Annotated in this window: 22 protein-coding genes; 5 read left to right on the top strand and 17 right to left on the bottom strand. The window is 48.3% G+C overall.

The annotated features are described in order from the left end of the window. Positions 1–159: 159 nt before the first annotated feature. Both KNQ09_RS10865 and KNQ09_RS10870 read right to left on the bottom strand, forming a co-directional pair. Positions 160–3,501, bottom strand: a complete 3,342-nt coding sequence (locus KNQ09_RS10865) for a hypothetical protein (protein WP_214858401.1) — start codon at positions 3,499–3,501, stop codon at positions 160–162. Positions 3,502–4,001: 500 nt separating this feature from the next. Next, complete coding sequence (locus KNQ09_RS10870; RefSeq protein ID WP_214858402.1) at positions 4,002–4,412, bottom strand: hypothetical protein; 411 nt, start codon at positions 4,410–4,412, stop codon at positions 4,002–4,004. Positions 4,413–4,575: 163 nt separating this feature from the next. Between KNQ09_RS10870 and KNQ09_RS10875 the strand changes: the two genes are divergently transcribed. Beyond that, positions 4,576–4,827 (top strand): hypothetical protein, encoded by a 252-nt coding sequence (locus KNQ09_RS10875; RefSeq protein ID WP_230088487.1) that lies wholly within the window; start codon positions 4,576–4,578, stop codon positions 4,825–4,827. Positions 4,828–4,896: 69 nt separating this feature from the next. Here KNQ09_RS10875 and KNQ09_RS10880 read toward each other — a convergent pair whose 3' ends face one another. The 6 genes from KNQ09_RS10880 to KNQ09_RS10905 all read right to left on the bottom strand — a co-directional run bounded on the left by KNQ09_RS10880 (position 4,897) and on the right by KNQ09_RS10905 (position 8,726). Beyond that, complete coding sequence (locus tag KNQ09_RS10880) at positions 4,897–5,322, bottom strand: helix-turn-helix domain-containing protein (RefSeq protein ID WP_214858403.1); 426 nt, start codon at positions 5,320–5,322, stop codon at positions 4,897–4,899. A 111-nt stretch (positions 5,323–5,433) separates the two neighbouring features. Next, a complete protein-coding gene (locus tag KNQ09_RS10885; protein ID WP_214858404.1) occupies positions 5,434–7,002 on the bottom strand; it encodes an SdrD B-like domain-containing protein in 1,569 nt (522 codons plus the stop codon). 135 nt (positions 7,003–7,137) lie between these two features. Continuing rightward, a complete protein-coding gene (locus KNQ09_RS10890; RefSeq protein ID WP_214858406.1) occupies positions 7,138–7,452 on the bottom strand; it encodes a four-helix bundle copper-binding protein in 315 nt (104 codons plus the stop codon). 97 nt (positions 7,453–7,549) lie between these two features. Further along, positions 7,550–7,972, bottom strand: a complete 423-nt coding sequence (locus tag KNQ09_RS10895; RefSeq protein ID WP_029342715.1) for a hypothetical protein — start codon at positions 7,970–7,972, stop codon at positions 7,550–7,552. A 7-nt stretch (positions 7,973–7,979) separates the two neighbouring features. Continuing rightward, the gene (gene fabZ, locus KNQ09_RS10900; RefSeq protein ID WP_214858408.1) at positions 7,980–8,402 is read right to left on the bottom strand and encodes a 3-hydroxyacyl-ACP dehydratase FabZ; all 423 of its coding nucleotides are present in this window, start codon (positions 8,400–8,402) and stop codon (positions 7,980–7,982) included. 27 nt (positions 8,403–8,429) lie between these two features. Then, positions 8,430–8,726, bottom strand: a complete 297-nt coding sequence (locus KNQ09_RS10905; protein ID WP_029342717.1) for a DNA-directed RNA polymerase subunit beta — start codon at positions 8,724–8,726, stop codon at positions 8,430–8,432. 404 nt (positions 8,727–9,130) lie between these two features. Here KNQ09_RS10905 and KNQ09_RS10910 point away from each other — a divergent pair, with 404 nt between their 5' ends. Both KNQ09_RS10910 and KNQ09_RS10915 read left to right on the top strand, forming a co-directional pair. After that, on the top strand, positions 9,131–10,498 hold the full coding sequence (locus KNQ09_RS10910; RefSeq protein WP_064299258.1) for a hypothetical protein: 1,368 nt from the start codon (positions 9,131–9,133) through the stop codon (positions 10,496–10,498). Positions 10,499–10,594: 96 nt separating this feature from the next. Continuing rightward, a complete protein-coding gene (locus KNQ09_RS10915) occupies positions 10,595–11,530 on the top strand; it encodes a class F sortase (protein WP_214858411.1) in 936 nt (311 codons plus the stop codon). 38 nt (positions 11,531–11,568) lie between these two features. On the opposite strand, the gene KNQ09_RS10920 is transcribed toward KNQ09_RS10915, so the two are convergent. The 7 genes from KNQ09_RS10920 to KNQ09_RS10950 all read right to left on the bottom strand — a co-directional run bounded on the left by KNQ09_RS10920 (position 11,569) and on the right by KNQ09_RS10950 (position 20,002). Continuing rightward, positions 11,569–12,159, bottom strand: coding sequence for a hypothetical protein (locus KNQ09_RS10920; protein ID WP_050678223.1), 591 nt, complete (start codon positions 12,157–12,159; stop codon positions 11,569–11,571). Positions 12,160–12,173: 14 nt separating this feature from the next. Beyond that, on the bottom strand, positions 12,174–13,235 hold the full coding sequence (locus KNQ09_RS10925; protein ID WP_214858414.1) for a YheC/YheD family protein: 1,062 nt from the start codon (positions 13,233–13,235) through the stop codon (positions 12,174–12,176). Then, the gene (locus KNQ09_RS10930) at positions 13,232–13,849 is read right to left on the bottom strand and encodes a class D sortase (RefSeq protein ID WP_214858417.1); all 618 of its coding nucleotides are present in this window, start codon (positions 13,847–13,849) and stop codon (positions 13,232–13,234) included. Before KNQ09_RS10930 ends, KNQ09_RS10925 begins: the two co-directional genes overlap by 4 nt. Then, positions 13,846–15,474 (bottom strand): hypothetical protein, encoded by a 1,629-nt coding sequence (locus KNQ09_RS10935; protein WP_214858419.1) that lies wholly within the window; start codon positions 15,472–15,474, stop codon positions 13,846–13,848. Before KNQ09_RS10935 ends, KNQ09_RS10930 begins: the two co-directional genes overlap by 4 nt. A gap of 79 nt (positions 15,475–15,553) precedes the next feature. Then, positions 15,554–18,067, bottom strand: coding sequence for an adhesive domain-containing protein (locus KNQ09_RS10940; RefSeq protein ID WP_214858421.1), 2,514 nt, complete (start codon positions 18,065–18,067; stop codon positions 15,554–15,556). Between the two features lie 386 nt (positions 18,068–18,453). After that, the gene (locus KNQ09_RS10945) at positions 18,454–18,777 is read right to left on the bottom strand and encodes a winged helix-turn-helix transcriptional regulator (protein WP_023469481.1); all 324 of its coding nucleotides are present in this window, start codon (positions 18,775–18,777) and stop codon (positions 18,454–18,456) included. A gap of 67 nt (positions 18,778–18,844) precedes the next feature. Next, positions 18,845–20,002 (bottom strand): AI-2E family transporter, encoded by a 1,158-nt coding sequence (locus KNQ09_RS10950; RefSeq protein WP_064299252.1) that lies wholly within the window; start codon positions 20,000–20,002, stop codon positions 18,845–18,847. Positions 20,003–20,251: 249 nt separating this feature from the next. Here KNQ09_RS10950 and KNQ09_RS10955 point away from each other — a divergent pair, with 249 nt between their 5' ends. Together KNQ09_RS10955 and KNQ09_RS10960 are read left to right on the top strand one after the other, a co-directional pair. Further along, positions 20,252–22,792 (top strand): ATP-binding protein, encoded by a 2,541-nt coding sequence (locus KNQ09_RS10955; RefSeq protein ID WP_064299251.1) that lies wholly within the window; start codon positions 20,252–20,254, stop codon positions 22,790–22,792. Between the two features lie 100 nt (positions 22,793–22,892). Next, positions 22,893–23,741 (top strand): NAD(P)-dependent oxidoreductase, encoded by an 849-nt coding sequence (locus tag KNQ09_RS10960; protein WP_214858424.1) that lies wholly within the window; start codon positions 22,893–22,895, stop codon positions 23,739–23,741. A 52-nt stretch (positions 23,742–23,793) separates the two neighbouring features. On the opposite strand, the gene KNQ09_RS10965 is transcribed toward KNQ09_RS10960, so the two are convergent. Beyond that, positions 23,794–24,576, bottom strand: a complete 783-nt coding sequence (locus KNQ09_RS10965; protein WP_214858425.1) for a flagellar hook-basal body protein — start codon at positions 24,574–24,576, stop codon at positions 23,794–23,796. A 12-nt stretch (positions 24,577–24,588) separates the two neighbouring features. After that, complete coding sequence (locus KNQ09_RS10970) at positions 24,589–25,377, bottom strand: flagellar hook-basal body protein (RefSeq protein WP_064299249.1); 789 nt, start codon at positions 25,375–25,377, stop codon at positions 24,589–24,591. Positions 25,378–25,619: the final 242 nt, after the last annotated feature.

Genomic DNA, 25,619 nt, shown 5'->3' on the forward strand with positions numbered 1-25,619 from the left:
TAAAATTTCAAATAACATCACATAATTTAACATCTTCTTCAAAGTAAATACAGTTGTATTTTTGAAAATAGGTAAATAGATTTACTAAAATGCAATCGATTGCGCTGATTTGTCACAAAAAACCTCTCCCTACCAAAGTAGGAAGAGGTTTCGCGTTTCTTATAGTCCGAGAAGAACTGCTTTCTCGTAACCACCAGTCAAGACAGAGTTGTCATACGACTGAAGCTCTTTGTTGACTGTGATGACGTTCGACAATGTTTTGAGTGTTCCTTCTGGAACTTTGATCTTAACGATGTCGAGACCGTTCGTGATATCATCATCCGAATCAGCAAGCGAGATGCTTGTGCCGACTGGGAGATTTTTTCCGTTCAACGTGTACTGTGCAGTGTTCGTCGCATCGTACATGCCAGTGTATTGTACACCTTCTGTGAACTTGATACGGATGACGTCTTTTTCATCTTTTGCGTTAGCTGTGACTTTAGCGATTTCGAATGGCGAAGCCACTGGTGTGACTGGCGTTTTCGAAACTTTAAAGTCGTGTGTCGCTGTAGCGACCGTGTTACCGACATCGTCAGAGAGTGACTTGACGACGACTTTCCACTCTTCTCCGTAACCATCTTTATCGACGAGATACTGAAGGTTATCATTCGCAGCGACGCGGAAGTTCATATCTGAGCTATCCGTGTAACCAACGACTGATCCATCGATCGTAACGGTTTTACCGTTTTTATCTTTACCGATGAACTCAACTGTTGTTTTCGGCGGAAGTACTGTACCTTCGGCGTTGATGAGTGGTGTATCCGACTGATCAAGACCACGAAGTTTAACCGGCTCGCTCATCATGACTGTGAAGTCATTCGTCAAGAGGTAACGGTCAATCGTCGTGATTTCCGCACTCTTCAGATCTGGAGAGTTGAGCGGTGAACCAGCATAGTTGAGATCAAGCGACAACGCGTCGTTTTTCTCGCCGTTTGCTTCTGCTTTGACAGAATCTTTTGCGAGCGAAAGTTTGAACTTATCGTTGTAGTAGTTCTCTTTCGTGTTGACTGTATCGTAGATTTCCGTCCAGTCCTTATTGAGTTCGAGGAGAACTTCGCCTGTCTCTTCATCGTAGTACGTGACATCAGCATACTGGCTGAAGTCTTCGTACAACTTCGTGTTCGAGTTGTAACGCTCGAGTTTCAACTTCTTCGAAGCAAGCAATGCTTTGACCGCATCAAGATCAAGACCTTTCAGCTGTTTGCTGAACATGATACGGAACTGTTCTGGCGACTCAACAACGACACCAGCTGTCGGCTTGACTGTATCAGCAGCGACTGTGAAGTCGAGGTTTTGTGTCGTTCCGATGTTCGACTCATCCGAAAGGGCTGCGAAGTCCATCGCGTTCCAGATCTGGAGTGAGTGTTTACCAGGCGTGAAGTAGCCTTTCTTCGGTCCTGGGTAAGCTTCTTCTGCTTTTGCACCCATCATCATCTGCTCATCGTTCAACGTGATGATGACTGTATCACGGCGATCGACGCCTGTTTTGTTATCAAATCCGAGGTATTCAACTTTGAAGTACTTCTCGCCGTATTGACCATCGATTTTGAACTTCGCGTCTGCGATCGCTTCAGAGAATTTCACTTCAAGTTGGTTCAGACCGACTGGTTTGACCGAAGTGACTTCTGGCTGACGTGCATCCGTCAACTTGAAGCTTGCTTTTGACTTCACTTCTGTATCCGTGCTACTTGTGATTTTCGCAAGTACTTTGACAGTTGCGTTGTCTTGGAGTGGTGTTTCTTTATCCAGGATCAATTCGAATGCTTTTGGATTCGAAGGAATCGATTTGATACCGATAACACGTTTCGAACCGTCGAACTGCTCGATTTGGATGTTGTCGTTTGCGAGGTATTCGCTCTCGTCAACAGTCGGTAATTTCTTATCGAGACCGAACGATTTCAAGAGAAGATCACGTGAGACCGCTTTATCGAGGAAGATCGTCACACGATCCGCTTGGTTCGATTCCGCTGCAAGGACGTTGATCAATTCAACTGGTGCTGGCGTAACCATGACCGTGCTGAACTTGACTTTCGCTTGTCCATCGATCTTACCGATCAAGTCTTTGTACTCACCGTTGACTGTTTCGATGATTTGCGCGTCGATTGTTGCTTCGATGTCTGTGTTGCTGAACTCAGACGTCAAGAGAACCGTCGCTTTACCATCTTGAATCGTGACGCGTTCTTTCGCGAGTGAACCGAATGATGTCGATAATTTCAAGACGATATCGTCTGCTTTCGTATCGACTTCACCTGTTGCTTTGTTTTTCAACTGGAATGTGACTTCCGTGTTGTCTGATCCGTTTGCAAGGATCGAAGACGCTTTTGGTGTCACTTCAAGCATCCAGATGTTTTCGACGCTTTGCGTCATGAAGCTGAGTGAACCGAGGTCTTTTGCAACGCCACCAATCAAGATGCCTTTTGCGTCAACTGAGTAGTCCATGCCATACTCGAGTCCTTCGACTTCAAGTACTGCTGACTTCTTGTCTGCGCTGAGTGTCGCTGACTTGACTGTCGCTCCTGCGATTTTAAAGTTGTCTACTTTGACAGAATCAACTGCACGCGAGAATGAGACTTCGACTTTCTCTTTGCCGATTGCTTTTGCTGAAGCGAGAACTGTGTTTGCAATCGTGAAGTCCATCGGAGCTGATTTGACATCGCCGACTTTGACGACGTAGCTGTGTGTTCCTTCTGGAATGCCACCTTGTGATGCCATGAACTTCCCTTTCGAGAGCGTTCCTTTTGCAACGATTGGAGTTGCTGACATGTCTTTTCCTGGGTAGATCAAGAGTTCTGCCATTGCGCCGACTGCCGGGTACATGACGTCTGCTTTGACTGAAAGCATCTGATCATCGACGCTTCCCATGACGTTCGAGATGCTTGCTGCCTTGACTTCGTAGTTGATGTAACCTGTTACGACAGAGTTAGCACCTTTGTACGAGTAAGCCAGTTTATATTTTCCTGCTTTTGAAGTCGATGGAGTTTTGAGATTGAACTTGCTGATTGGGCGTTTAACGATGATACCTGATTTGTACTGGATGCTGATCGTGCTTGGCAATTGAACTTTTCCGCCAACAGCGACCGGCTCGAGGACTGGTTCGAGGACATCAACTGGGTAGTTTTGAAGTTCGACCTTGAGGATCGCTTTCTTCGTCGTACCTGCTACCTTACCGTAAAGGACTTGGTATTTGTTGATGTATTTCTTTTCGAATTTGACAGAACCGCTCCATTTGACTGAGCGCATTTCGTACTTGCCGTTTGAGAGTTTGACTTTGACTTTCGTCGGAAGCGTCAATTTCTTGACTGCATATTTCGAACCACCCGCGTGTTTCATCAAGATTGGAGAGATGTATTTAACCGAGACCTTCGATGCTGCATCAGCAGCAACCGGTGCTACGACAGACGCCGTGACTGCGAGCGCAGCTGCAGCAGCGTACAATTTGTTCGTTTTCTTCGAATAACCCATGTTTACTATTCCTCCTCTTTTCTAACAAATTAAAAGCGCAAATCCCAATTTTAAATCTACAATATAAGTAAAATATAGAAATATTTTACTTTAAAGCAGTTAAAAAATTCTCTAGTCGTCTTAGGAGGAGTACGTTCTGTTTCACGTGCGACTTTTCGTCTATCATCAAGACGATCCATTCGTGAGCCATTATGTATCCGATTGGGATGAACTAAAGAAACTGCCGAAATCGCTCCAAGAAGCTATTTCTGATTGTAGATTCGTGCGCTCTACCGTTTCGTTTTTGAGAATCGGTAAGAACGCTACAGGTCAAATATACAAAACTAGGAAAGACGCCACAATAGATTTTTTGTAAAAAATAGGTGAATAGTAGTAAATAGAAATATATTTAAATAGGCTGTACATGGAAATTAATTTTTGGATTCACCCTTTTGAAGAAAATGCTTACATTTTATTAAGTTTTTGTCTCATTTTCGTTTTATTAAAATAAAGTTTTTAATTCACGAGATGAAATGATCTGCTTTTTCGATTGCTCGGAGGAACGATTCCCGATGCAAGCGATGGACATCATCGGCCCACATTTCGATCTTCGCTCCGCGTCGCTTTAATTCAATCGGTAATCCGCGACCAACCCAATCGAGCTGCCGTTGCAAGACATGACGTTTTCGTCCTTCCTGTCGCTCCGCCTCCGTGAACTGACGCAGGTACTGCAAGACATACCCGAATCCGAACTCGATCGGAATCCGCAGTTCCGCTCCTTTATCACGGATTCGGATGATCCCGGCTCCATAATGGATGGCTCGAAACAATTCCTCATTGATGCGCTGATACCATGTTCCTTGAGTCAGACAGTGCGGCTCTAGTGCGCCTTTTTTCCCACTCGGTAAGACTGCGAAATAATCAATGACCATGTATCTGCTCCTTTTTATCAAAAATAGGTGAGTCCGCGAGGGGCTCACCTATCATGACAGGTCAAACGGTTCGATTGTTCGAAACGGATTTGAATCTTTTCCCATCATTCAACATCGAAAAAGCTTTCCGAATACGCTATACTGGATTACGGGAATGGGAGGAATGCTCGTGGCTATCATTATCTTTTGCCTCGTCTGTCTCATTGCGTATCGGATCCGCAAGCTTCCCGAAGCACTACGGACGATTTTACTCATCCTCGGTTTAATCAGTGGATGGTTCGCGCTCTTTGAGATGATCAGCTTCATCGAAGCTAACCCGTACTTGGCTGCAATCCCGATTGGACTGGGACTTGCTTACTGGTACTGGTACCGTAAAAAGAAACAAGCAAACGACAAAACCCCTTCCGACTCGTGAAGTGGGTTTTTCTTATGGTCGAACGAAAAAAAGCGATGTCTCCTCAATTGGGGACATCGCTTTTCGTCTTCAGGACTGAACTTTCCGTTCGATTGCTGCGATTTTCTCTTCAATCTCAAGCAACTTCAGTTCGTGCTCAAGTTCGAGACGACGTTTTTTGCGTTTTAGATGATCGAGTTCTTCTGCGAGTGACTCGTTCGATGCTTCAGGCTTCGGAGGGGCTTGCTCCATCGATTGACGGAGTGGGTCAAACAAGTTTGATTTCGCAAACTGAGCCGCCTCCGGTCCGAACATATCTTGGATGAGTGGGAGAATCTTGTTCATCGCGGTTCCTGGAATCTGCGACTTCTCATCGACGAGACGTTTCAGCGCCAACTCATCGACGAGATACCCTTTTCCGTCCTGTTCGGCATGCAATTCGCCTGTTCGGATCCAGCGACGGACCGTTTCTTCTGAGACACGTAACAATTCACTGATCTGTTTTGTCGTTAACATCGTCATCCCTCTTTCCCTCTAGTAGTACCTTTACTATACACACATGTGTGCGTGTGTGTCAAAGGATACACACATCAAAAAAGAGACCCTCGTATAGAAGGTCTCTAATCGTTATGCTCCCCGACGAACGAGTAACCAAAGGCCGACGATAGCAAGTCCTGCTCCCGTTGCTGCATATGGGAACGGCTTGTCTTCACCTGCTTGTGGTAATGTGCCCGTTGCTGTCGTTGTCGTAGGTTTCGATTGTTTTTCAGCAGATTCGACTGTCTGAACAGATGTTTCTGTTGACGTTGGTGTTGGCGTCGGTTTTGCGACCGGTTCTGCTTTCGCGATTTCCGCGAGCAAGATCGTACCGAGGCTGCCTTCTTCGATCGTCACACCCGCTTCCGGTGATTTTCGCTCGAAGTACTTCAACAATTCATCAATCATCTCTTGTTCTTCCGGCGAGATTGATTCTTCATCGCTCGCCATCAGTTTCATCGCTTTCGCTTGCTGAGCGAATGACTCATAGTCTTCATACATCTCTTCATCCATATCCATCATCAAGTCATCCATGTCAAGGTGATGCATCGCTTTGACCGTGTAGCCCGCTGCGACTTCCGTCTTGATCGTGTACGTTCCCGGATCAAGTTGGAGCATCATCAAGTCATCTTTTGCGATCTTTTCCTGATAGACATCCTTTCCTGTGATCGCATCCGTTACCGTATACGTCGCAGGAACTGTTCCTTCATCAAAATCTGGCTGTTGGTTTCCGTTTGCATCAAAGAAATTGACGACAGCTAACCAATGCTCGAACATACCGTCGAGCTCTTCGTCGCCGTAAATCCCAGCGTCGATCACTTCCGTCTGACCTGCGACGAGACGGACTTTCTTCATCCCAAAGTCTTCATCGACATCGGAGTCGATCGTCCGGTCGTCACCAACGTTTTGCTCGGAATAGAAATAGTACCCCATGTCATATCCGTCGACTTCGACTTCATATGTTCCTGGTTTTAAATCCTTGAAGCTGTATAGACCATTCTTCGTGTATACTTCATCGATGACATCTTCATTCCGGTCCATCAAATAGACGACTACATCATCGAGACGTGTTTCCTTCTCTTGGCGAATGCCGTCTTCGTTCTCATCGAACCAGATCGTTCCTTCGATCGTTGCCGTTGTCGGTGCCTCGACTGGTGTCGGTGTCGCGTCATCACCCGTCTCTGGCTCGTCTGTCGTCGGCTCTTCCTTGACCGGTTCTTCCGTCACAGGCTCTTCCGGCGTCGGTTCTTCTGTCGTCGGTTCATCCGTTGCCGGATCTTCTTTAACCGGTTCTTCTGTTACGGGTGTCTCTGGCGTTGGTTCTTCTGTCGTCGGCTCGTCTGGTGTGACGACTTTACCGAATTCGACGAGAATCGTCCGTTGTCCATCTGCTGAGACGACCTTGACGACAGGTGCCGTCTCTGCCGTGAACGTCACGACCGGTGTCTCTTCGATGTTGACGTCTTCCCCTGTCACGCCGTCTTCAAAGACGAGTGCCGTCTCCGACGTGATATCGACGATACCTGTGCCTTCAAACGTCAACGTATACGGACCCGTGCCCGTTCCTGTGACGTCCCACTCGACGGTTTCTGCGTAGACCGGTAACTTCAAACCGAACGCGACGACGAGTGCCATCAAAAGTAAACTAAGTTTTTTCATGAGTGTATGTATGCTCCTATCGTGATTTAGTATTACCTCCCTAAATAGTAAACAAATCCGCCAAAAATAACCAGAAGAAATCTTGAATTCCTGCTATTTTTTTATAATAAAAAAGCCTTGTCGAAAGACAAGGTCTTAGACGAGCTGACTACACACTTGCGCGCATGCCGTACACGCTTTTGCGCACTCTTGGCAATGATCGTGATCGTGTTTACTACACTCAGCGGCGCATGCTTCACAAATTTCCTGGCATGCTTTAGCGAGGACCGCGACATTCGAGCTGTTTCGAGCGATCGCTTGTAGCAAGAGGCTACAGATATCAGCACAATCCCGGTCGAGTCGAATACAATCCGCCATATGCCCGATATGTTCTTCCTTCAGACAGGCATCAAAACAATGATTACAAGCAAGAATACAATCTGTCAGTCGTTGCTGTACCGTGTGATCCATATTAATTCCTCCTTTTGTATCTATTTTCTGTTCCCTCACGAGCCGAAATCAAACAAAAATAAGACAGCACATGGAGCGAAAAGCTCACTATGCTGTCTTATTTGACGATTTCAAGCGGAATCTCGATCCCACGACCTGCTCCTGCATCAATGATGAGGACCGGAAGACGCTGGTCATCGAAGACTTCTTTTTCGATCGTCGTATTGGACGTATAGGTCCGGATTTCCCCCATCTTCTTTGCTTCGAAGGAGACGAACGGAAACGGAATCGATTGGTTGGCGACTTCGAGCCGGATATCGACCTGTTGGTCATCGAGTCGAATGTCATTCGCTGTCCGGATGACGAGACGCATCCGGTCATTTTCCGTCAGGGTGACCTGTGCGGAAATGTTCTCGGTCTGTCCTGCACGCTTAACTGGATCCACGATGACCGTCGGGGAAGCGGTCTTCGCTTGTTCTGCGCGCTGACAACCAGGAACGACGAGTAAGGAAATCGCGAGGGGGAGAAGCCAGCGTTTCATGTTCGCTTCACTTCATAGCAAACGTCAGTTCAGCGACACAGGCGACTTCCCCATCGACTGTGGCTGTGGCACGACCTTTACCGATCGGTCCGCGGACCTTCGTCAATTCGACTTCGAGGCGGAGCTGATCCCCGGGCACGACTTGACGTTTGAAGCGGCATCCTTCAATTCCTGCGAAGAAAGCGAGCTTCCCTTGGTTCTCTTCCATCTTCAGCACGGCGAAGGCACCAACTTGGGCAAGTGCTTCGACGATCAAGACGCCGGGCATGACATTGTATTCTGGGAAATGACCATTGAAGAATTCTTCGTTCGCCGTGACGTTCTTGATTCCAACGGCACGTTTTCCCTCTTCGACTTCCAAAATGCGGTCAACGAGTAAAAACGGATACCGGTGCGGAATGACTTTCTTGATTTGTTCGATCGTATACATATTCGACAGCTCCCATCACTGATTAAATTAAGATTTCATCCAAAAATCGGTGATGCGGGTCCATGTGTCGAGCTTTAACACATCCATTGCCTCGCCACCACCAAACGTCGCATAACCCACCATTGCGCCGACGATCAGTGCTACGACGATGAGAACGAGAACGATCAGTACACGTACGATGATCGGAACTCGGCGTGTCGAATATGCACGAAGACGTCGCTCTGATTTGTGCTCCGGATTGCCGGTTTCCTGGTTTGAAGCCTGTTGCTTCTTCTTCAGGCGTTCACGCGTTGGCTGATCCGTGCCTGTTTGGTTTTGTACCATCTTGATCACCTTTCATTGATTCAGTCTGAGAACAGTATAGCATATTAGTACCTGGTATTAAATAGTTCCAAATTCGCTACAAAACGTGTTCCGCAACTAGTGTAACACGATGAGACAGGCAATTCCTCTAAAAAATTTTAGTTTGTGTATATAAGGAAGGCGAAAAACAGTTTCCCACGTTCTGCGGTTTTTTTACACTTTTTTAAATCCAAATGAAACTGTCCGGCGTAAGCTTTCCAGAACGACGCAACAACGGTTCTTGGGTGGCACGAAACATCACTTCAACAACTCATTAAAAAAATTAAAACTTTATGCAATCCAAATCACCCGACGTTGCGTAAGCTATTCAGAACAGGCAAGAAACACCTACCAAATAAACCAAAAACTGAGAGGAATGATTTAAGATGAAACACACGAAAAAATTCGCAGCATCAGCAATGGCAGCAGCACTCGTACTACCAGGAACGGCAGCATTCGCTTCCGGTGGCGGAGAAGATATGAAACAAGATGCACCGAAAAACGTCACGGTCAAAACGAAAGCCGCTGACCTTCGTGCTACACTCGATCAATTACTCTCTGAGCACTTCGTCCTCGCAGTCATGGACATGAAGAAACAATATGACGGTTCAAAAGACGCACAGTACTACGAAGCAGCACTCAAACAAAACGCACTCGACATGACTCCAGCAATCGCTTCAGTCTACGGTGACGAAGGCGCGAAACAGTTCGAGAAAATCTTCGTTGATCACAACAAATATACGACAGACCTCGTCAAAGCTGTAAAAGCAGACGACCAAGACGGCATCAACGCTTCGAAGAAAGAAACAGAAGAGTTCGTTCAAGATCTCTCAAGCTTCCTCGATACAGCTACGGAAGGTAAACTCCCGAAAGCAGCAGCTGAAGAAGTCCTCCGTGCTCACGAAGCAGACGTCTACAAAACATTCCAGCAATATGCAGCTGGTGACTACGAAGGATCGTACAACACGTTCCGTGAAGGTTACAGCCGCATGTACGATATCTCAAAAGCACTTTCTGTTGCAATCACAACACAGATGCCTGAGAAATTCGACAACACGAAAGCTGACTCAAAAGCAGCAGATCTTCGTTCGACACTCAACAGCCTTGCAGCTGAACACGTTGCTCTTGCAAACCTCAGCATGACAGCTGGCGTCGACCAAGCGAAAGACTACGATGCAGCAAACTGGGCTGAAGACATGCACACAGCTGACTTCAAAGCAGCCATCAAATCGATCTACGGTCAAGCCGGTGCAGATCAGTTCGAGCAAGTTTGGACGAAAAACCACATCGAAGCACAAGCGAACCTCGTCACAGCAGCAGTCAATGATGATAAGAAATTGATGGGTGACGCACAAGACATGCTCAAAATGTTCTCGAACGACTTCGGTGCATTCCTTGGTGCAGCGACAGAAGAAAACCTTCCAACAAAAGCAGCACAAGAAGCGGTATCAGGTCACGAGACTTACGTCCAAGATACGTTCATGCAGTATGTTGAAGGCGACTACAAAGGTTCTGTCGACACATTCCGTGAGTCTTACGCTTACATGTACGGCGTAGGAGCTAACCTCGGTGATGCAATCGTTAAACAATCACCAGAGAAGTTCATGGATGGTACTCCAGGATCAATGCCTAACACAGGTAACGGTGGAATGAGCGACAACAACTCAGCTGCAACAACTGGTGCGATCGCAGTATTCGGTCTTGCACTCGGAGCAGTCGGTCTTGTCCTCGCACGTAAACGTCAAAACGCCTAAGAAATTGGGTATAATCAATAACAGGATAGCGACATGCTATCCTGTTATTTTTGTACATAGAGGGAATCCCTTCTCTCGGAAAGGAGATACGCGTTTATGAAACGTTGGTTATTACCGGCGAGCATCATCTTAATGGTCGCATCGGTCGGAACACTGCTGTTCCTCTTGTTCGGTCAAACAAAACCGGATACATCAAACATCACGCAAGGTGATCCAAAAACAGAATCCGCGGCCTCTTCCGAGACGAAGGAAGAAGATCCGCTCAAGCCGTCTGAAATCTTCAAGAAGGAGTTCAAGGACCTCTCGGCAACGGAGGTCGAGCTTCCGAAACAACTCTTCATCCCGAAGCACGATATCAAGACGAAAGTCGAACAGGTCGGGCTCGATAAGGATGGTGCGATGGCGACACCTAAAAACGAACAACAAGCTGGCTGGTACAAGTTTGGTCCGCGTCCGGGTGACGTCGGCAATGCCGTCATCGACGGTCACACCGATACGAAGACTGGGCCAGCAATCTTCTATAAGTTGCATGAGCTGAAGAAAGGTGACCCGGTCGAAATCACCGATGCGTCCGGACGGAAGCTCGTCTTCCGCGTCAAAGAGCTCGTCCAGTACGATCACTTAAAAGCACCACTAAAGAAAATCTTTGGTCCAGCCGATACTCGGAACCTGAACTTGATCACCTGTATCGGAACGTATGATCAGAACCAAGGCACGTACGACGATCGTCTCGTCGTCTTCACGGAACTTGATGAAAAAGCATCAGATCCAGTCAAGACACCACCAAAACCGGCGACGAACATTCGCGTCAGTGGTGGATTCATCAACTGGTATGCGTCAACCGATGAAGACGTCGTCAAATACAACGTCTATCAAGAGCAGGATGGAAAACGCAAAAAACTCGGTACGACAGAATCGATCGAGCGTAAAGCGTTCCCACTCCCAGAAGATGCAACAGGTCGTTTCGTTGTCACAGCGGTCAGTAAAGCCGGAATCGAATCAGAAGACGCGTTCAGCGCCGTCCAGAAATGACAAAATGGGATGTCTCCAACTTGGAGGCATCCCGTTCTTTATTTTGCTGCTGGTAATGCAATCCGGAGTTGCTTCTTACCGGACATCGTCTCATAGAACAGGCTAAGTCGCCCTTCCGTCACACGGAGTTGCTCCGACGGAATAAAGACGATCCCGATCCGGCTCTCATCCGGTTTGTATTTACCGTTCAAGGCATTAAATTGATCCGCAATCGTCACAATCTCGTCCTCTGTCTCATACTCCCCGATCTTTGGTAAGATTTCAATCTCGTCCGCTGACTGATTCGTCACTTTGACCGTGATCGCAAGCAACCGTCCCTGCTCCCCCATCACTTGGAGGAGCTTTTGTTTTTCGACCTTCATTTGAACGAGCGGTGTTTGTCGCGTTTTTTCCGTCGTATCGACGTCCAGCGTCTTCAGCTTCAATCCTGCCATCTCATAGACGACACCGAGTCGATCTTCGCGATCGAACTGCTTCAGCTGTGCTTCATCCAGTCGAATTGACGTCCGTGGTTTCGTTTCTTTTACCGGCTCCTCTGCTTGAAACCAACCGAAGAGTGGGACCATGAATTTCGTTACGATGATGAGGACGAGCAAGCCCGACATCACATAAAACAATACTGTCTTCACACGTCGCCTCTTTTCTAAGCCTCGATCCGTTCCTTCATCCATCCCCGGTCGAGTCCATGTATACCGGGACGCCCATGTGTCGCAAGGTACTGGCAATACTGGACCGCGAGATACTCTGCCTGAAACTCGACATAGCGCGTACCAGGCAAGCTGTTGACCTCATAGAGATAGATACGTCCATCCTCACCAATCCCGACATCGATTCCGAGCGCATCGAGCGGGTAGGCATAAAACGATTCGAAATAAGCCGGGAACCGTCGCGCAAAATCGACGATCCGTCGCGAAATCGCTTCATGTTGATCCGGATAGTTCTGCTTCATGAAGATGTCCATCCGCGTCGTCGAGAACGCTCCGTGACTGAGATGGCTGACCGATTCTTGGTGATTGTTGCTGACGAACGGAAAATATTTGACGAGTTTCCATTGCCCGTTCGCTCCCTTCGCGACATGGATCCGCATGCAATACGAATGCCCATGGATCGTTTGCGAGGCGATGAACGGCTGGACGATCATCGGATTCCGTTTCGTCTCTTCTTCGATGCGGCTGATCAATTCCCCTGTCGAACAGACGGTCGACTCGAGTAGATGGCTGAATCGATACTGATCTCCCTCCTGCTCGATCGTATAAATCCGTTGCCCTTGTTTCCCGTTCGCCGGCTTGAAGACGATTTTTCCGTACTTCTCAATCAGCGGGAAAATCGTCTTTCCTTTCTTTACCCGGTGCATCGGAATCAAGACGTCCTGAAACGATCCTTCTTGCGCCAGTTGACGTAAGACGACATTTTTATTCCCAATCCGGTGCGTCGTAAAGGGAATCTCGGCTGCAAGACGATTAAATAATTCCTTGTCTGCATCACTGAGTGGCAAATGATTGTAGATGACGTCCGGAAACTCATACATACTTGGATGCCAGGCATCTTCATCGAAGAAGAGTCCGCGGATCGTCCGGTTTTTGAAATCAACATCGCGCGGACGGAAAAAGAAGATGTCAACGCCCATCGAAGCACCGATGACGCAGGCAATCTTATCGCGAAACTGCGGATTCTCGTTCAGGCGTAAAATTCCGATTCGTGTCATGACGCATCCTCCTCGACCGGTTCAAAATAGATCAAATAACGTTCCGTACTGTCCGTGACGTTATAAAACGGATAACAGGTCGAAACGACGAGTGACTCCTGCTTCGTTGACTCAAGGACCCGCGTGTCTTTGTAATCGACAATCTCGCTCGATTGCATGACGTAGCGATAGGATCCGTTCGCGAGATAGAGGACGACCTCGTCGCCCTTCTTCAACTTACTGATTTTCGAGAATGTCGTATCGTTATGCCCGGCGAGGAAAATCCGGTCGCCTTGCCCTGGAAAGGCCGTCTCCGGATGATGGCCGACACCTTTTGCGAGTGTCGCATCATCGACGCCTTCAAGCACCGGTAACTCCATCTCAAGTGACGGCACTTTTAAATAACCGACCGTCTCACCGGTTTGAAAGAGGACATCCTTCGTCTTCTCCTTCGCTTGTTTGCTCGTTGCTGCTGATTTTGATGTGGTCGATGACTTTCCTTCCGCCCGGACGACATCTTTTGCTTTTGCCAGTTCCGTCGTCAAGGTTTGCTGGACCGTCAGTTTCTGATACCCGACGTATCCAAGTAAGGCAAGTCCGATGACAAGTAACAGCGTTGATACGCGTCGCATCATGACGGCACCTCCTTCAGCATTCGTGTCCATGCCCGGCAATACCCAGACAAATTATGCTCGACGTCATCGATTCGGACTCGCATCGAGTGGTGCCGAATATAAAAACTTCCGAGAATCCGACCGGGTTTCTTCATATACATCGCGACTTCTGGATAGAAGAAGCCGTTTCGCTGATAAATCATCCGTCGTTCAATCGTCTGGTCGAGCCAGTCGAGCGGAAAATCAGCTAACAAGTCGGCTCGTCCCAGCGCTTCGATCCGGTCAATCATCTCGCGTGCCGCAAGCATCAGTTCAAGGAACGTCGGGTACGTCGTTTCCCGATGATAAATGAAGTCGAGTTTCGGGGAGACGTTCTGGAGACCGAACTGGAAATAACGCGCTTCCGGCAACCATTTCGTTAACTCGTTCGCACTATAGCTCAACCAATGATCGTGGAATTTCCAGTACGATTTAGCGATGAAATGATCAAATGATTGGACGACACTATCGAGCCAACGGGGATCGGGATCGAGTGCGTACAACCGCATCAAGGCGTATGTCGCTTCTCCTTCGTAGTAGATGATCCGGAAGGCTTCCTTTAACGCAAACGACGGATACTCGAGCACATGCAGGTATTGCGCCGATGGTTGTTGCAGTGAAAGAATGCCTGTTGCGAGTCGTTGACTGAGTCGTAACTCATCCGTCGTCTGAAACGTCTGCATGTATTCCGTCAATGCTAAGATTGCTGCAGCATTCGCACCGAGTTTGATTTCGTTCGATTCGCGATCAAGCACGAAGGAACGCTCCCCTTCATGTACGATCAATTCCTCGATCAAATAGCGTTTTGCTCGATCGATTGCTTGGCGTAATCGTTCGCTTGGTGTCAGTCGATAGGCTTCAATCATTGAATAGAGTGTACTTGCATGACGTAAGCTGTTGTAGAACTTGATCGGTTTATCAAAGCATGGGAAGTAACCATATTGGAAGCGACCATTCGTCCGGACTTGGCGAGCAAGATACTCACTCGACTGGGCGACGATCGTCTTGATTTCAGAAGGAAGTGGGCTTGTCGTCTCACGGATTTTTTCGACATCACGTATGACTTCAAGTACATATGGTGTTTCGTCTGCGAAGACACCGAGTGTATCAAAGAGGAGGCATGGACTTGTCGGATGAAAGTCCATCCGCTCCGTCCGCCCTTGTTGGTGCGCATAATTGCTCAAGTTCGTTAGATTGATGTGTAGTTCTTGATGCGTCGGATCTTGTGTCAAAACGGCATTACCATTCAATTCTTCTTCTAGATAGGCACATTGCATCTTTCGATCGAATGCGATTCCGTGTCGGAAGTAATTTTTCCGTGTGTCTTTCACCCGCTCGTTTAAAGTCTCAAACGAAAGTGCCTCAAAGTTTCGGGCGATGTCGAGTTTTAACCACTCCATCTCCGGTTGTTTACGGAGCCAATTGCGTGCTTGATCTTTTACGGATTGTAGTCCTTTGCCTTGGAATCGAACGACACGGGCCCGCTCCGATGCTTGTCCGAGTGAGACGAATAACATCATCTGACGATTCCAGTAATAGATATCATCGGTCTTCATGTGTTGTTCCAGTACATCGATGGCAGTGGTGAATCGGTTGAGCAGATCCATGTTCAGCTTCACTCCTATTCTAAAAGGATGAATCGCAGTGAGGCACAGATGGCCCCACTACGATTAACTACAGCATGACTTACTCTTGTGGACGGCGGCGGAATAGTTTCGTGAACAATCCGGCAGCTGTCGCAAGCATTCCCATGAGGGTGATCAAGAACAGATTTTCCGAAGTATTCGGTAACGTACCACCAACGATTCGTTTAACTGGTTGAGTGATCGGTTTTGAAACGAGTGGTGATTTCGCGGTTGATGCTTTAACCGAAGTGTTTGGTAACGTCGGTTTAACGCTCGAACTACTTAGAGAGCCTGATGAAGGTGTAGGCTTGATGTTTGATCCTGAACTCACTATTGGAGATGGGGTGATGACTGGTCCATTACTCGGCGGTGTCATAGGTGGTGTCACGGCTGGAATCGTTATGACGATATTATCATTGTCAGTATTAGTGTTTTGATTCGAAACATTGTTGGAATCGTCTCCACTATTTTCGTTGTTACCATTATCTCCACCATTAGTATTGTCAGTATTGTCGTCATTTCCACCATTAGCATTATCCTTGTCTCCATTGTTATCGTTATCCGCATCGGCGTCGTTATCCGCATCGGCGTCGGCATCCGCATCGGCATCCGCGTCAGCATCGGCGTCGGCATCGGCGTCAGCGTCAGCGTCCGCATCCGCATCCGCATCAGCATCGGCGTCCGCATCCGCGTCAGCATCTGCATCCGCATCAGCGTCCGCATCCGCATCCGCATCGGCATCAGCATCCGCGTCGGCATCCGCATCGGCATCTGCGTCAGCATCGGCGTCAGCATCAGCATCAGCATCAGCGTCAGCATCCGCATCAGCATCAGCGTCGGCATCCGCATCCGCATCAGCATCCGCATCGGCGTCAGCATCAGCATCAGCGTCAGCATCCGCATCAGCGTCAGCATCAGCGTCGGCATCCGCATCCGCATCCGCATCCGCATCAGCATCCGCATCGGCATCCGCATCCGCGTCAGCATCAGCATCGGCGTCAGCGTCGGCATCCGCATCCGCATCCGCATCGGCATCTGCGTCGGCGTCAGCATCAGCATCTGCATCTGCATCAGCATCTGCGTCAGCGTCAGCGTCGGCATCGGCATCCGCATCGGCATCTGCGTCAGCATCGGCATCTGCGTCAGCATCCGCATCAGCGTCAGCATCCGCATCGGCGTCAGCGTCAGCATCGGCGTCAGCATCGGCGTCAGCATCCGCATCCGCATCCGCATCGGCGTCAGCATCGGCGTCCGCATCCGCATCGGCGTCAGCATCCGCATCGGCGTCAGCATCCGCATCGGCGTCAGCATCCGCATCGGCGTCAGCATCCGCATCCGCATCAGCGTCGGCGTCAGCATCCGCATCCGCATCGGCATCCGCATCGGCGTCCGCATCCGCATCCGCATCGGCGTCAGCATCGGCATCCGCGTCAGCATCCGCATCCGCGTCAGCATCCGCATCCGCATCGGCGTCAGCGTCGGCATCGGCATCGGCGTCCGCATCCGCATCGGCATCAGCGTCAGCGTCTCCATCTGCCTCTTCATCAAAAACGATCGTATCTTGACCATCTAGATCAGCCAGAAGTTGTACATCAATTGCTGACGTATTAACGACAGATCCTGTAACAACAACTTCGTCTTGAGCAACTCCAGCCGGTTTATCTACGGTGACATTGGCACTAACAGAAGTTGGTCCAAGTACTTGTACACCTGCGAGTTCATTCGACAAGTTCACTGTATCGTTCGTTACTGCCGTTAAAAGACTGTTCACACCTGGCAGTAAATTTTTGACTGGGTTTAAAACAGGATCAATTAAATTTCCTGCTATTCCGGATAATTTTAAATTCGTAATGGCATTGACCAAATCGGTCAAGGCTTCTTGAACAACTTGTTTCGTTACCGTGTCAAGATGCTGTCCTAAACCATCACTAAAATCGATGATGATTGAACCATCCGGATTAATCGTGACTGGAGCAGAGCCTTCATAATCTAGAAGGTCTGAAAGTGCGGTATCTAAATTTTGTAGATTACCCAGGGCATCCGTTAATTCTTCGAGCCCATCCACTCTCAACAAACTACCTACGACTGGAGTACGTTGTAATCGATCGATACCCGCTAATAGGTCAGTCACAGTATCTGCTACTGTTCCCGTCAACGGATCGAGCTGTCCCTTAAGCGTCGGTAAATCTTCAAGTGTGATGGGTAATAATTCAACACTGACCGACGCATTACCATTCGCCTGCATTTTTCCCGCTAAATCTGGAATGTTGAAGACAGCCACCCGGTCCGGGTTCAATACTTCCGCATCGGCTAATCCGATTCCGGTTAAATTAAGGGCTAAATCATAGTTATCCGGTTGTTCCGTCAGATTTGCATTGACCGCGACATCCGTCAATAGTTGAACTTCAGCTAAGCTGACTCGATTCGGTCCTTGGACAAGCGAGTTTCGAACCGAGTTCGCGAATTGACTTTGTTGCGTCTGAAACTTCTTTTCAGAATTCTCAGCTGCTTCGGTTTTCGTATAAGTGAATGAGATCGGAGAGAGGGCGAGAGAGGACGCTGCCAGCAGTTTCACTAGTCTTCGTGTGTGGTTTCTATGGTGTCGATTCATCTTCTTTCGAAAATCAGGTGCTTTTTTTCTCATTTCAACACTCCTTTTCTACGGAAAAAATAATCGTACACCTATTATTATGCATGCAATTACCATAAAAATATACAATTTTTTACAAAAGTAATGGTTGAATAGTTATTATTAACCAGTATTTTAGATATTAATTTACCATAAAAATATAAATAATATATATTATCAATAATCAATCACTAAAATATATTGTAATTTTATTTCATACTAGTTCTATCCATTTTGTGTAAAAATGGCTTATTTCAATTTTATATGACCATAGTTTTAAAAAACGCAAAAAGACCTACGAGCGTCTGCTCGTAGGTCTAGAAACCTGCTTTTTAGTATCGAATGTGTTGCTTACTCCAACGGATCGATTCCTTGAACTGTCGGACGAGATCTTCAGCGGGTGCCGTTAAATAATAGGCAAGTCCGTGCACTTTCTCGGACATCTGCTGGACAACGAGTCCATCTTCGATCAATTCCTGTAATTGCTCGAGGATCTGACCGTGCGACTGATCGATTCGTTGCTCGAGCTCCCCGATCGTCAACGCACCATCACGCAAGAGATAAATGATGCTCGACTTCAAACTGTTCTCGAAGTTGTGTTGAAATTTCTGCAACGCCAGTAAATCGGCTTGTTCTTCGGTATGACGTGAATCCATCTGATTCCTGCCCCCTTTTTCTTAGCTACCTCTTCAGTATGACGTACTTTTACGTGAATTTCAAAACTCAATCGCGCTCCGTGATGATCGTATCAAACGTCTTCTCTTCCTCTGTGATGACCATCTTCTTCTGCGACCGGAGATGATAGAGACGACGAATGTTCAGGATGACGACCTTCATGACAGCGTAGAACGGAACACCAAGCAAGACGCCGAAGAAACCGGCGATGTTACCAGCGACGAGCAAGACGATGATGATCGTTAGCGGATGAACGTCAAGCGTCTTCCCTTGCACGAGTGGTGACATGATGTGCGAATCGATTTGCTGCGCGACCGTCATGACGATGATCGCATAAATCGCAAGAATCGGATCCTGAATGAACCCGACGATCAAGGCCGGAATGACACCGAGGACAGGACCGAGGAACGGAATGATGTTCGTTAGTGTCGCAAACAAAGCGAGCAATAACGCATAATCGATCCCGATAATCAGATACCCGATATAGGCGATGATCCCGACACCAATGCTGACGATGACTTGCCCGCGGATATAGCTCATGATCGTCAAATGGACGTCACCAAGGATTTTTTTCGTTTCCTTATGATACTCATACGGCATCAGCTTGACGAGATTGCCTTTCAGCTTATCGCCGTCAAGCAACATGTAGATCAACATGATCGGAATGATGACGATCGTCACGACCGTCGTCGTCAGGACACTGACGAATCCACCGACACCTGTGCCGATGTTCTTGAGGAAAGTCGACGCATATTCTGAGATGTTGCCCGAGAACTTATTGAACAAGTTGTCTGGTCCTGACAGGAAGCGTGAAAAGGCTGCGCTGTTCTCGAGTTGATCCCGGACATCAATCAATTGCCGCTGGAACTGTGTCGCAAGTGTCGGAATCGAATTAACGAACTGCGTGATTTGCTCCGACAGCATCGGACCAAAGATGAAGCCGAGTGTCGTCAATATCCCGATCAAACCCACGAGGACGATCAAGACAGCAGGTCGCCGTTTCATCTTCTTCTCAAGTAACTCGACGATCGGTAGCAGGACATAATAGAGAATCCCGGCGATCGCGAGGGGTGGTACGACCATCTGAAGCAGAATCGCGACCGGTCGGAACAGGAACGTGACATGATCACCAATCCAGACAATGATCAGTAACGTCATGACCCACCAGGCGAATCGGTACCATTTGTTTTCAAACATTTTTTGCATCTAACCACTTCCCCACTTAAAAAATGAAGTTCAATATCCTCTTTAGTTTTCCTTAAAACGATACTTCTTAATCCTTATTCTTAGAAAATATATAGTTCGTTATCGTTTAACACATATATGATATATTTGTTTTAGTCAATTTTGCAGATTCAGATTTGCCGAGACCTTCAAATCTACGTAAGATAAGTGTATTCGGCATTTAAGCAATCTTTTTGATACATGTAAAAATAGAATACGGAGGATACCCCAGTGAAATGGATCAATCATACCATCGGTCGCCAATTGATGTTCGCCTTCTATATGGTGTTCGTCGCTCTCAGCATCACGTCCGGAATCGTTTACTTCTATACGGAACAGAAAATCGATCAGGCGAATGCGACATTCGATGATTTACGTGAACGGCGGACGAATGCGAATGCGCTCGCAAGCGAGTGGACCGTCGCGCAAAGTAACGTGAAATCTTACTTATTGACCGGCTCACAGGAAACACTTGATGCCGTCAAGACAAACCAACAGGAGATCAACCGTTTGACGACATGGTTTGAGAAATATGCGGTATATGAGCAAGGTCAAGAATACGCAATCGCGACACGTCAAATGTATGACGATTATTTCGGAACGTCGCTTCCACTCCTCAACGAATACGTCGAAGGAAAAAAAGACGGAAAGATCAACGAAGATTTTGTTGATCCGAATACACTAGCAGCCCTGTCGAACGGGAAAGATTTGTTCACTGAAAACGGTACGTTACGTGGATCGGTCAGTTTATCAGACGCTGATGTCGACATGACACGGATTGATACGTTACTTGCTGATTATCTGACGCTGATCCAAGGGAAAGAAGTCGATGCGAAGAACGATCTCCTTGGCGAAATGCGTGTCGCCCAGTTCATCTGGCTCTCGAATCTCGTCGTCTTGATTCTTGTTCTCCTATCGCTAGTACGTCCATTCATCAGTCGCATTACAAAACAAGTCAATGCCTTGTCTCGTGATAGCGCCTTACTTGCGACGGGAGAAGACATTCAAGCGATCCCCTTGCCTAAACGGAAGGACGAGTTGCATACACTGACGACATCGTTCAATCAGATGGCGGCATCGATTGCCGATAACAAGGTCCATATGTTGGCGAAGAACGAAGAACTCCAAGCACAACAAGAAGAACTCGTCGCCCAGCAAGAAGAATTGCAAGCGCAGCAGGAGGAACTCGAAGAAGCACTTGATATCACGCTTCGCAGTGAACAACACCTGAAGTATCGCAACGAATTGACGGAGACGCTCGCTTCTCGTGAGACGTTGACAGCTTATCCGGAAATCATCGAAAAGCTCGTCTCGATCACGCATTCCGAGATTGGCGCCCTGTTGTTCCTCGATCAACAAGAAGTCCGCTCGACGATCGATTACGGGATGACGGAAGAGATGGTCGGTCGTCTTGTCTCTGACGATCAGTCACTCTTGCACCGGGCGCGTCTCTTAAAGCGTCCTGTTCATTCATCGAAACAGGTCGCACACGAGAGCCCGCTGCCGTATCCGTACTATATGTATGAGGTCGCGGTACCGGTCATGGATCCGTCAAAAGAGCATATGATCGCCTGTATCTATCTCGTTCGTTATCGTGATGCCTTCACGACGGAGCAAATGAGCGACATCCTGTCGTTCTCGCATCAGTTGTCTCTCTCGCTTCTACGGATGGGCATCTATGAAGAAATGATTCGTGAGAAAAACAAGACGACGCAACTATTGAACTCGATTCGGGAAGCTGTCGTCTACATCGAACATGAGACAGATGCGTTACTCGTCAACGAACCGCTGATGACGTTGTTCCCGGAAGTCCCGACTCAGTTTGAGGATGAAGATCGCTCTGCCTTCGAGCAAGCGATGCAGGCATTAGCTGACATCATTGATGAACCGGCAGCATTCGAACGCTACATCGAACAAATCGTCGAACTCGATTTACCGAAAGATAGCTTGATTGTCTCGATTCGAAAGTATAGTACCTATATCCAGATTTACGCTGAGAAGATTGAAGTCGACGGCACATGGGTCGGTACGATGCTTGTCCTTCGTGACGTGACGAAAGAAACGGAAGCCGAGCGGATGAAGGAAGAGTTCGTCTCGACCGTCTCGCATGAGTTACGGACACCGCTCTCTTCGATCTATGGCTTCACCGAGCTGATGCTTAATAAACGGTTCGAGGAAGAACGGCAACGGAAATATCTCCAGACGATCCACTCCGAGACCGGTCGCCTGACGACGCTCGTCAATGATTTCCTCGATGTTCAACGGATGGAGTCGAGTGAACATCGGTATGAGATGACGACGTTCGATGTTGTCGAACTCGCCCAGGACTTGATTGAGTTCTATGATGTCTCACACGAGACACACACGATTGATTTCGAGGCGCGTGGACCGATCATGATCGACGGCGACGCAGAAAAGATGAAGCAATTACTGAACAACCTGCTCAGCAATGCCGTCAAGTACTCACCGAGCGGTGGGACAGTCTTGATACGGATTACAAATGAACTTGGTTTCGCCCAAATCCGGATTCAGGATGAAGGCATCGGGATTCCACAAGACGCGCTTCCGAAGTTGTTCGATAAGTTCTACCGTGTCGATAACTCCGAGACACGGAAAATCGGTGGGACCGGTCTTGGTCTATCGATCTGTAAGGAGATCGTTAAACACCACAGCGGAACGATTGATGTCGAATCCGTCGTCGGTGTTGGATCAACCTTTACGATCCGTTTCCCGATTGCTGTCATCTCGACCATTCTCACGTATGAAGATTAATCACCTGACCGTTCACATCATGTGGACGGTCTTTTTTGTCGTTAGATTCGACGACGTGCGGGGTATAGTCAAAAGCGTATTAGGATAAGGAGGAATCGACATGCAACTTGGATGGATTGGTTTAGGACATATGGGGGTACCGATGGCAACACGTCTACTTGACGGTGGGCATGGCTTGACCGTCTACAACCGGACGTATGAAAAGACAGCTCCACTGACTGAACGAGGAGCAACAGCTGTCAAAGAAGCACAGGACGTCGTGCGTCAAAGCGATATCGTCTTCGTCATGCTCGCGGACGGACCAGCTGTCGCGTCCGTTCTCGAGAGTGTAACAGACAACCTCACAGGTAAGACGATCGTCAACTTGAGTACAATCTCACCGGAAGAGACAAAGAAGATGGCACGGCTCGTCGAAGAGCGTGATGGCATCTATCTCGAATCGCCTGTCTCGGGCTCCGTTCCCGTTGCAGAAAGCGGACAGCTCGTCTTGCTTGCTGGCGGTGACGCAGACGTCGTCACGGCTTGTCAGCCCTATCTTGACCTACTCGGCAAAGAAACGATTCATTTCGGATCACATGGCTCAGGCAGTGCAGCGAAGCTCGCCATTAATTTATTGCTTGCTGTCGTCGGGCAAGGGGTCGCGGAGACATTGTTGCTTGGAGAAGGTGCGGGGCTCGAGAAAGAGAAGCTGATTCAGATGATTAGTGCTTCCGGGATGAACACCCCGCTATTCACCGGCAAACGCGACATGTACCGGAAGAATGACTTCCCGTCTGCATTCCCGCTCCGTCTGATGGCAAAGGATTTAGGGCTGATCACGGCTGAAGCAAAACGCCAACAAATCAAGCTGCCACTCGCACAAGCGACGGACGCTAGCTACGCTGAAGCAAAACCGACTTATGATGATGCGGACATGGCAGCGATCTATCTCGCGTTACAAGAAAAATAATGAAAAGGGTGATACCTCTCGATATGAGAAGCATCACCCTTTTGCTGTGAGATTATTTAAGAGCCGTGACGATCCCCATCATCTGATCACTTGTCATCAATGCTTTCGAGTTGAACTGATACGCCCGCTGCAGCTGCGTCAAGTTCGTCATCTCAAGCGCCATATCGACGTTTGATGTCTCAAGCCGACCGACCGTCAACGGATTGCCCGCTGCATTCTGATATTGTCCGGTCGCCGTGAACAAACCACCGCCGACTTCCGTCAATTCACCGTAGTTCGGGATGTCCGCAACACCCACTCGAGCGAGGACACGCCGATCCCCGTTTATGATCCCCGTGATGTTGCCGTCCTTGTTCAGTTCAATCTCTGTCGCGTTCGCCGGCAAAACGATCGGATCATTCGCTTGGTTGATGACAGAACGTCCGGCATCATCTGTCAGCAGGACTTGTCCGTTTGCTTGCGGTGACAACTGGAAGTTTCCGTCACGCGTGAACTTCGTTACGCCATCCGTATCGATGACACCGAAGAAATGGTGTGGATTCCCAAGTGCTGCGTCGAGTTTTCGGTCTGTCGTCCGGAACGTTCCGACGCCAAAGCGCGTCGCTTCGTTTGCGACGTAACCTCCGACACCGAGTCGAAGTCCTTCTGGTGTCGTCAACGGACCTGGCGTAAAACCTGTCGCTTGATTGTTGATGTTACGGACGAGCAGTTCATTGAACTGGGCATCCCGACGTTTATAGCCGTTCGTATCGACGTTAGCCAGGTTTTGACCAGTCGTGTCGAGCTGTTTTTGCAACTGTCCCATCGTACTTGCGGATGTATAGATTGATTGCATCGTATCCTCCTATTAGCGAACGCGTCCGATTTCGGAAACAGCCTTCTCCGCTGTCCGGTCGTACGCTTGAATGACTTTTTGATTGGCTTCGAACTGGCGTAGACCGGCATTCATCTCCGCCATCGTCTGTTCGACCTCGACGTTCCCAAGTTCGAGTACACCTTGATCGACCCGGACGTTTCCAGCGTTTAACGGATTAGCTGATCGGAACAAGCCGTTGCCTGTCCGCTCAAGCGTCTCTGGTTGATCGGTTACGACGAGACCGAGGTTACCGATTGCCTGACCGTTTCCGTCCGTGACGGCACCGTTCGCGTCAACGAGGAAATCTTCATTGACGACGTCGAGTGGTTGACCGTTCGTATCGAGGACAAGATCATTCTCCGTCGTCCGGAGTAACCCGTCTTGTCCGACGGCGAACTGTCCGTTCGTCGTGTAAAGTGTCTCTTCCTCTCCCGTCAACGGATCCTGATGGCGAATCGTAAAGAGCGGTGCCCCTTCAAGCGAACTGATTTGCAAGTCCGTCGCATTGCCCGTCTCCGTGATTGAACCTTGCGTGAAGTTTGGTGTCGCTGCCTGCATAAAGACACCGGTCGCAAGCTTTCCGACCGTCGCGACTCCCCGCACACCTGTCCGTTCATTGTTTGCTGTCTGCTGAATCAGCATCTCCGGAAACGTCCGGAGTGACGCTTGATCAGCGCGGAAGCCCGGCGTCCGCGCATTCGCCAAGTTATTACTGAGCATTTCCTGTTGGCGTTGTAATGCCTGCATCGCATTCGACGCCGTATACATTCCTCGTAGCATGCGTTCATCTCCTCATTGACTTCATGTTCAATTCTTTCCTCTCAGTATATCGGTCGCTTCTTCATCAATTATGAGCTTTTTTGAACAAAAAGGTAATGTTCGGAAGAGATGAATCAAAAGACCTATTATAATCACGTTTGCCTTTTTTTAAATAGATTACATATTCAAAATTGACAAATATTGTTATGCTATAAACAACAAAAACATGATCCTCGAGGTGAAACCTATGAGCTTCTTTAAAA

Origin of the sequence: Exiguobacterium sp. s191 (genome assembly GCF_018618955.1) — a bacterium.
GTDB classification, from domain to species: Bacteria; Bacillota; Bacilli; order Exiguobacteriales; family Exiguobacteriaceae; genus Exiguobacterium_A; species Exiguobacterium_A abrahamii.

Bases quoted from the DNA above. Each gene is read 5' to 3' on its own strand.
- KNQ09_RS10865 (WP_214858401.1), bottom strand. From the start codon at position 3,501: ATGGGTTATTCGAAGAAAACGAACAAATTGTACGCTGCTGCAGCTGCG.
- KNQ09_RS10870 (WP_214858402.1), bottom strand. From the start codon at position 4,412: ATGGTCATTGATTATTTCGCAGTCTTACCGAGTGGGAAAAAAGGCGCA.
- KNQ09_RS10875 (WP_230088487.1), top strand. From the start codon at position 4,576: ATGCTCGTGGCTATCATTATCTTTTGCCTCGTCTGTCTCATTGCGTAT.
- KNQ09_RS10880 (WP_214858403.1), bottom strand. From the start codon at position 5,322: ATGTTAACGACAAAACAGATCAGTGAATTGTTACGTGTCTCAGAAGAA.
- KNQ09_RS10885 (WP_214858404.1), bottom strand. From the start codon at position 7,002: ATGAAAAAACTTAGTTTACTTTTGATGGCACTCGTCGTCGCGTTCGGT.
- KNQ09_RS10890 (WP_214858406.1), bottom strand. From the start codon at position 7,452: ATGGATCACACGGTACAGCAACGACTGACAGATTGTATTCTTGCTTGT.
- KNQ09_RS10895 (WP_029342715.1), bottom strand. From the start codon at position 7,972: ATGAAACGCTGGCTTCTCCCCCTCGCGATTTCCTTACTCGTCGTTCCT.
- fabZ (WP_214858408.1), bottom strand. From the start codon at position 8,402: ATGTATACGATCGAACAAATCAAGAAAGTCATTCCGCACCGGTATCCG.
- KNQ09_RS10905 (WP_029342717.1), bottom strand. From the start codon at position 8,726: ATGGTACAAAACCAAACAGGCACGGATCAGCCAACGCGTGAACGCCTG.
- KNQ09_RS10910 (WP_064299258.1), top strand. From the start codon at position 9,131: ATGAAACACACGAAAAAATTCGCAGCATCAGCAATGGCAGCAGCACTC.
- KNQ09_RS10915 (WP_214858411.1), top strand. From the start codon at position 10,595: ATGAAACGTTGGTTATTACCGGCGAGCATCATCTTAATGGTCGCATCG.
- KNQ09_RS10925 (WP_214858414.1), bottom strand. From the start codon at position 13,235: ATGACACGAATCGGAATTTTACGCCTGAACGAGAATCCGCAGTTTCGC.
- KNQ09_RS10930 (WP_214858417.1), bottom strand. From the start codon at position 13,849: ATGATGCGACGCGTATCAACGCTGTTACTTGTCATCGGACTTGCCTTA.
- KNQ09_RS10935 (WP_214858419.1), bottom strand. From the start codon at position 15,474: ATGGATCTGCTCAACCGATTCACCACTGCCATCGATGTACTGGAACAA.
- KNQ09_RS10945 (WP_023469481.1), bottom strand. From the start codon at position 18,777: ATGGATTCACGTCATACCGAAGAACAAGCCGATTTACTGGCGTTGCAG.
- KNQ09_RS10950 (WP_064299252.1), bottom strand. From the start codon at position 20,002: ATGCAAAAAATGTTTGAAAACAAATGGTACCGATTCGCCTGGTGGGTC.
- KNQ09_RS10960 (WP_214858424.1), top strand. From the start codon at position 22,893: ATGCAACTTGGATGGATTGGTTTAGGACATATGGGGGTACCGATGGCA.
- KNQ09_RS10965 (WP_214858425.1), bottom strand. From the start codon at position 24,576: ATGCAATCAATCTATACATCCGCAAGTACGATGGGACAGTTGCAAAAA.
- KNQ09_RS10970 (WP_064299249.1), bottom strand. From the start codon at position 25,377: ATGCTACGAGGAATGTATACGGCGTCGAATGCGATGCAGGCATTACAA.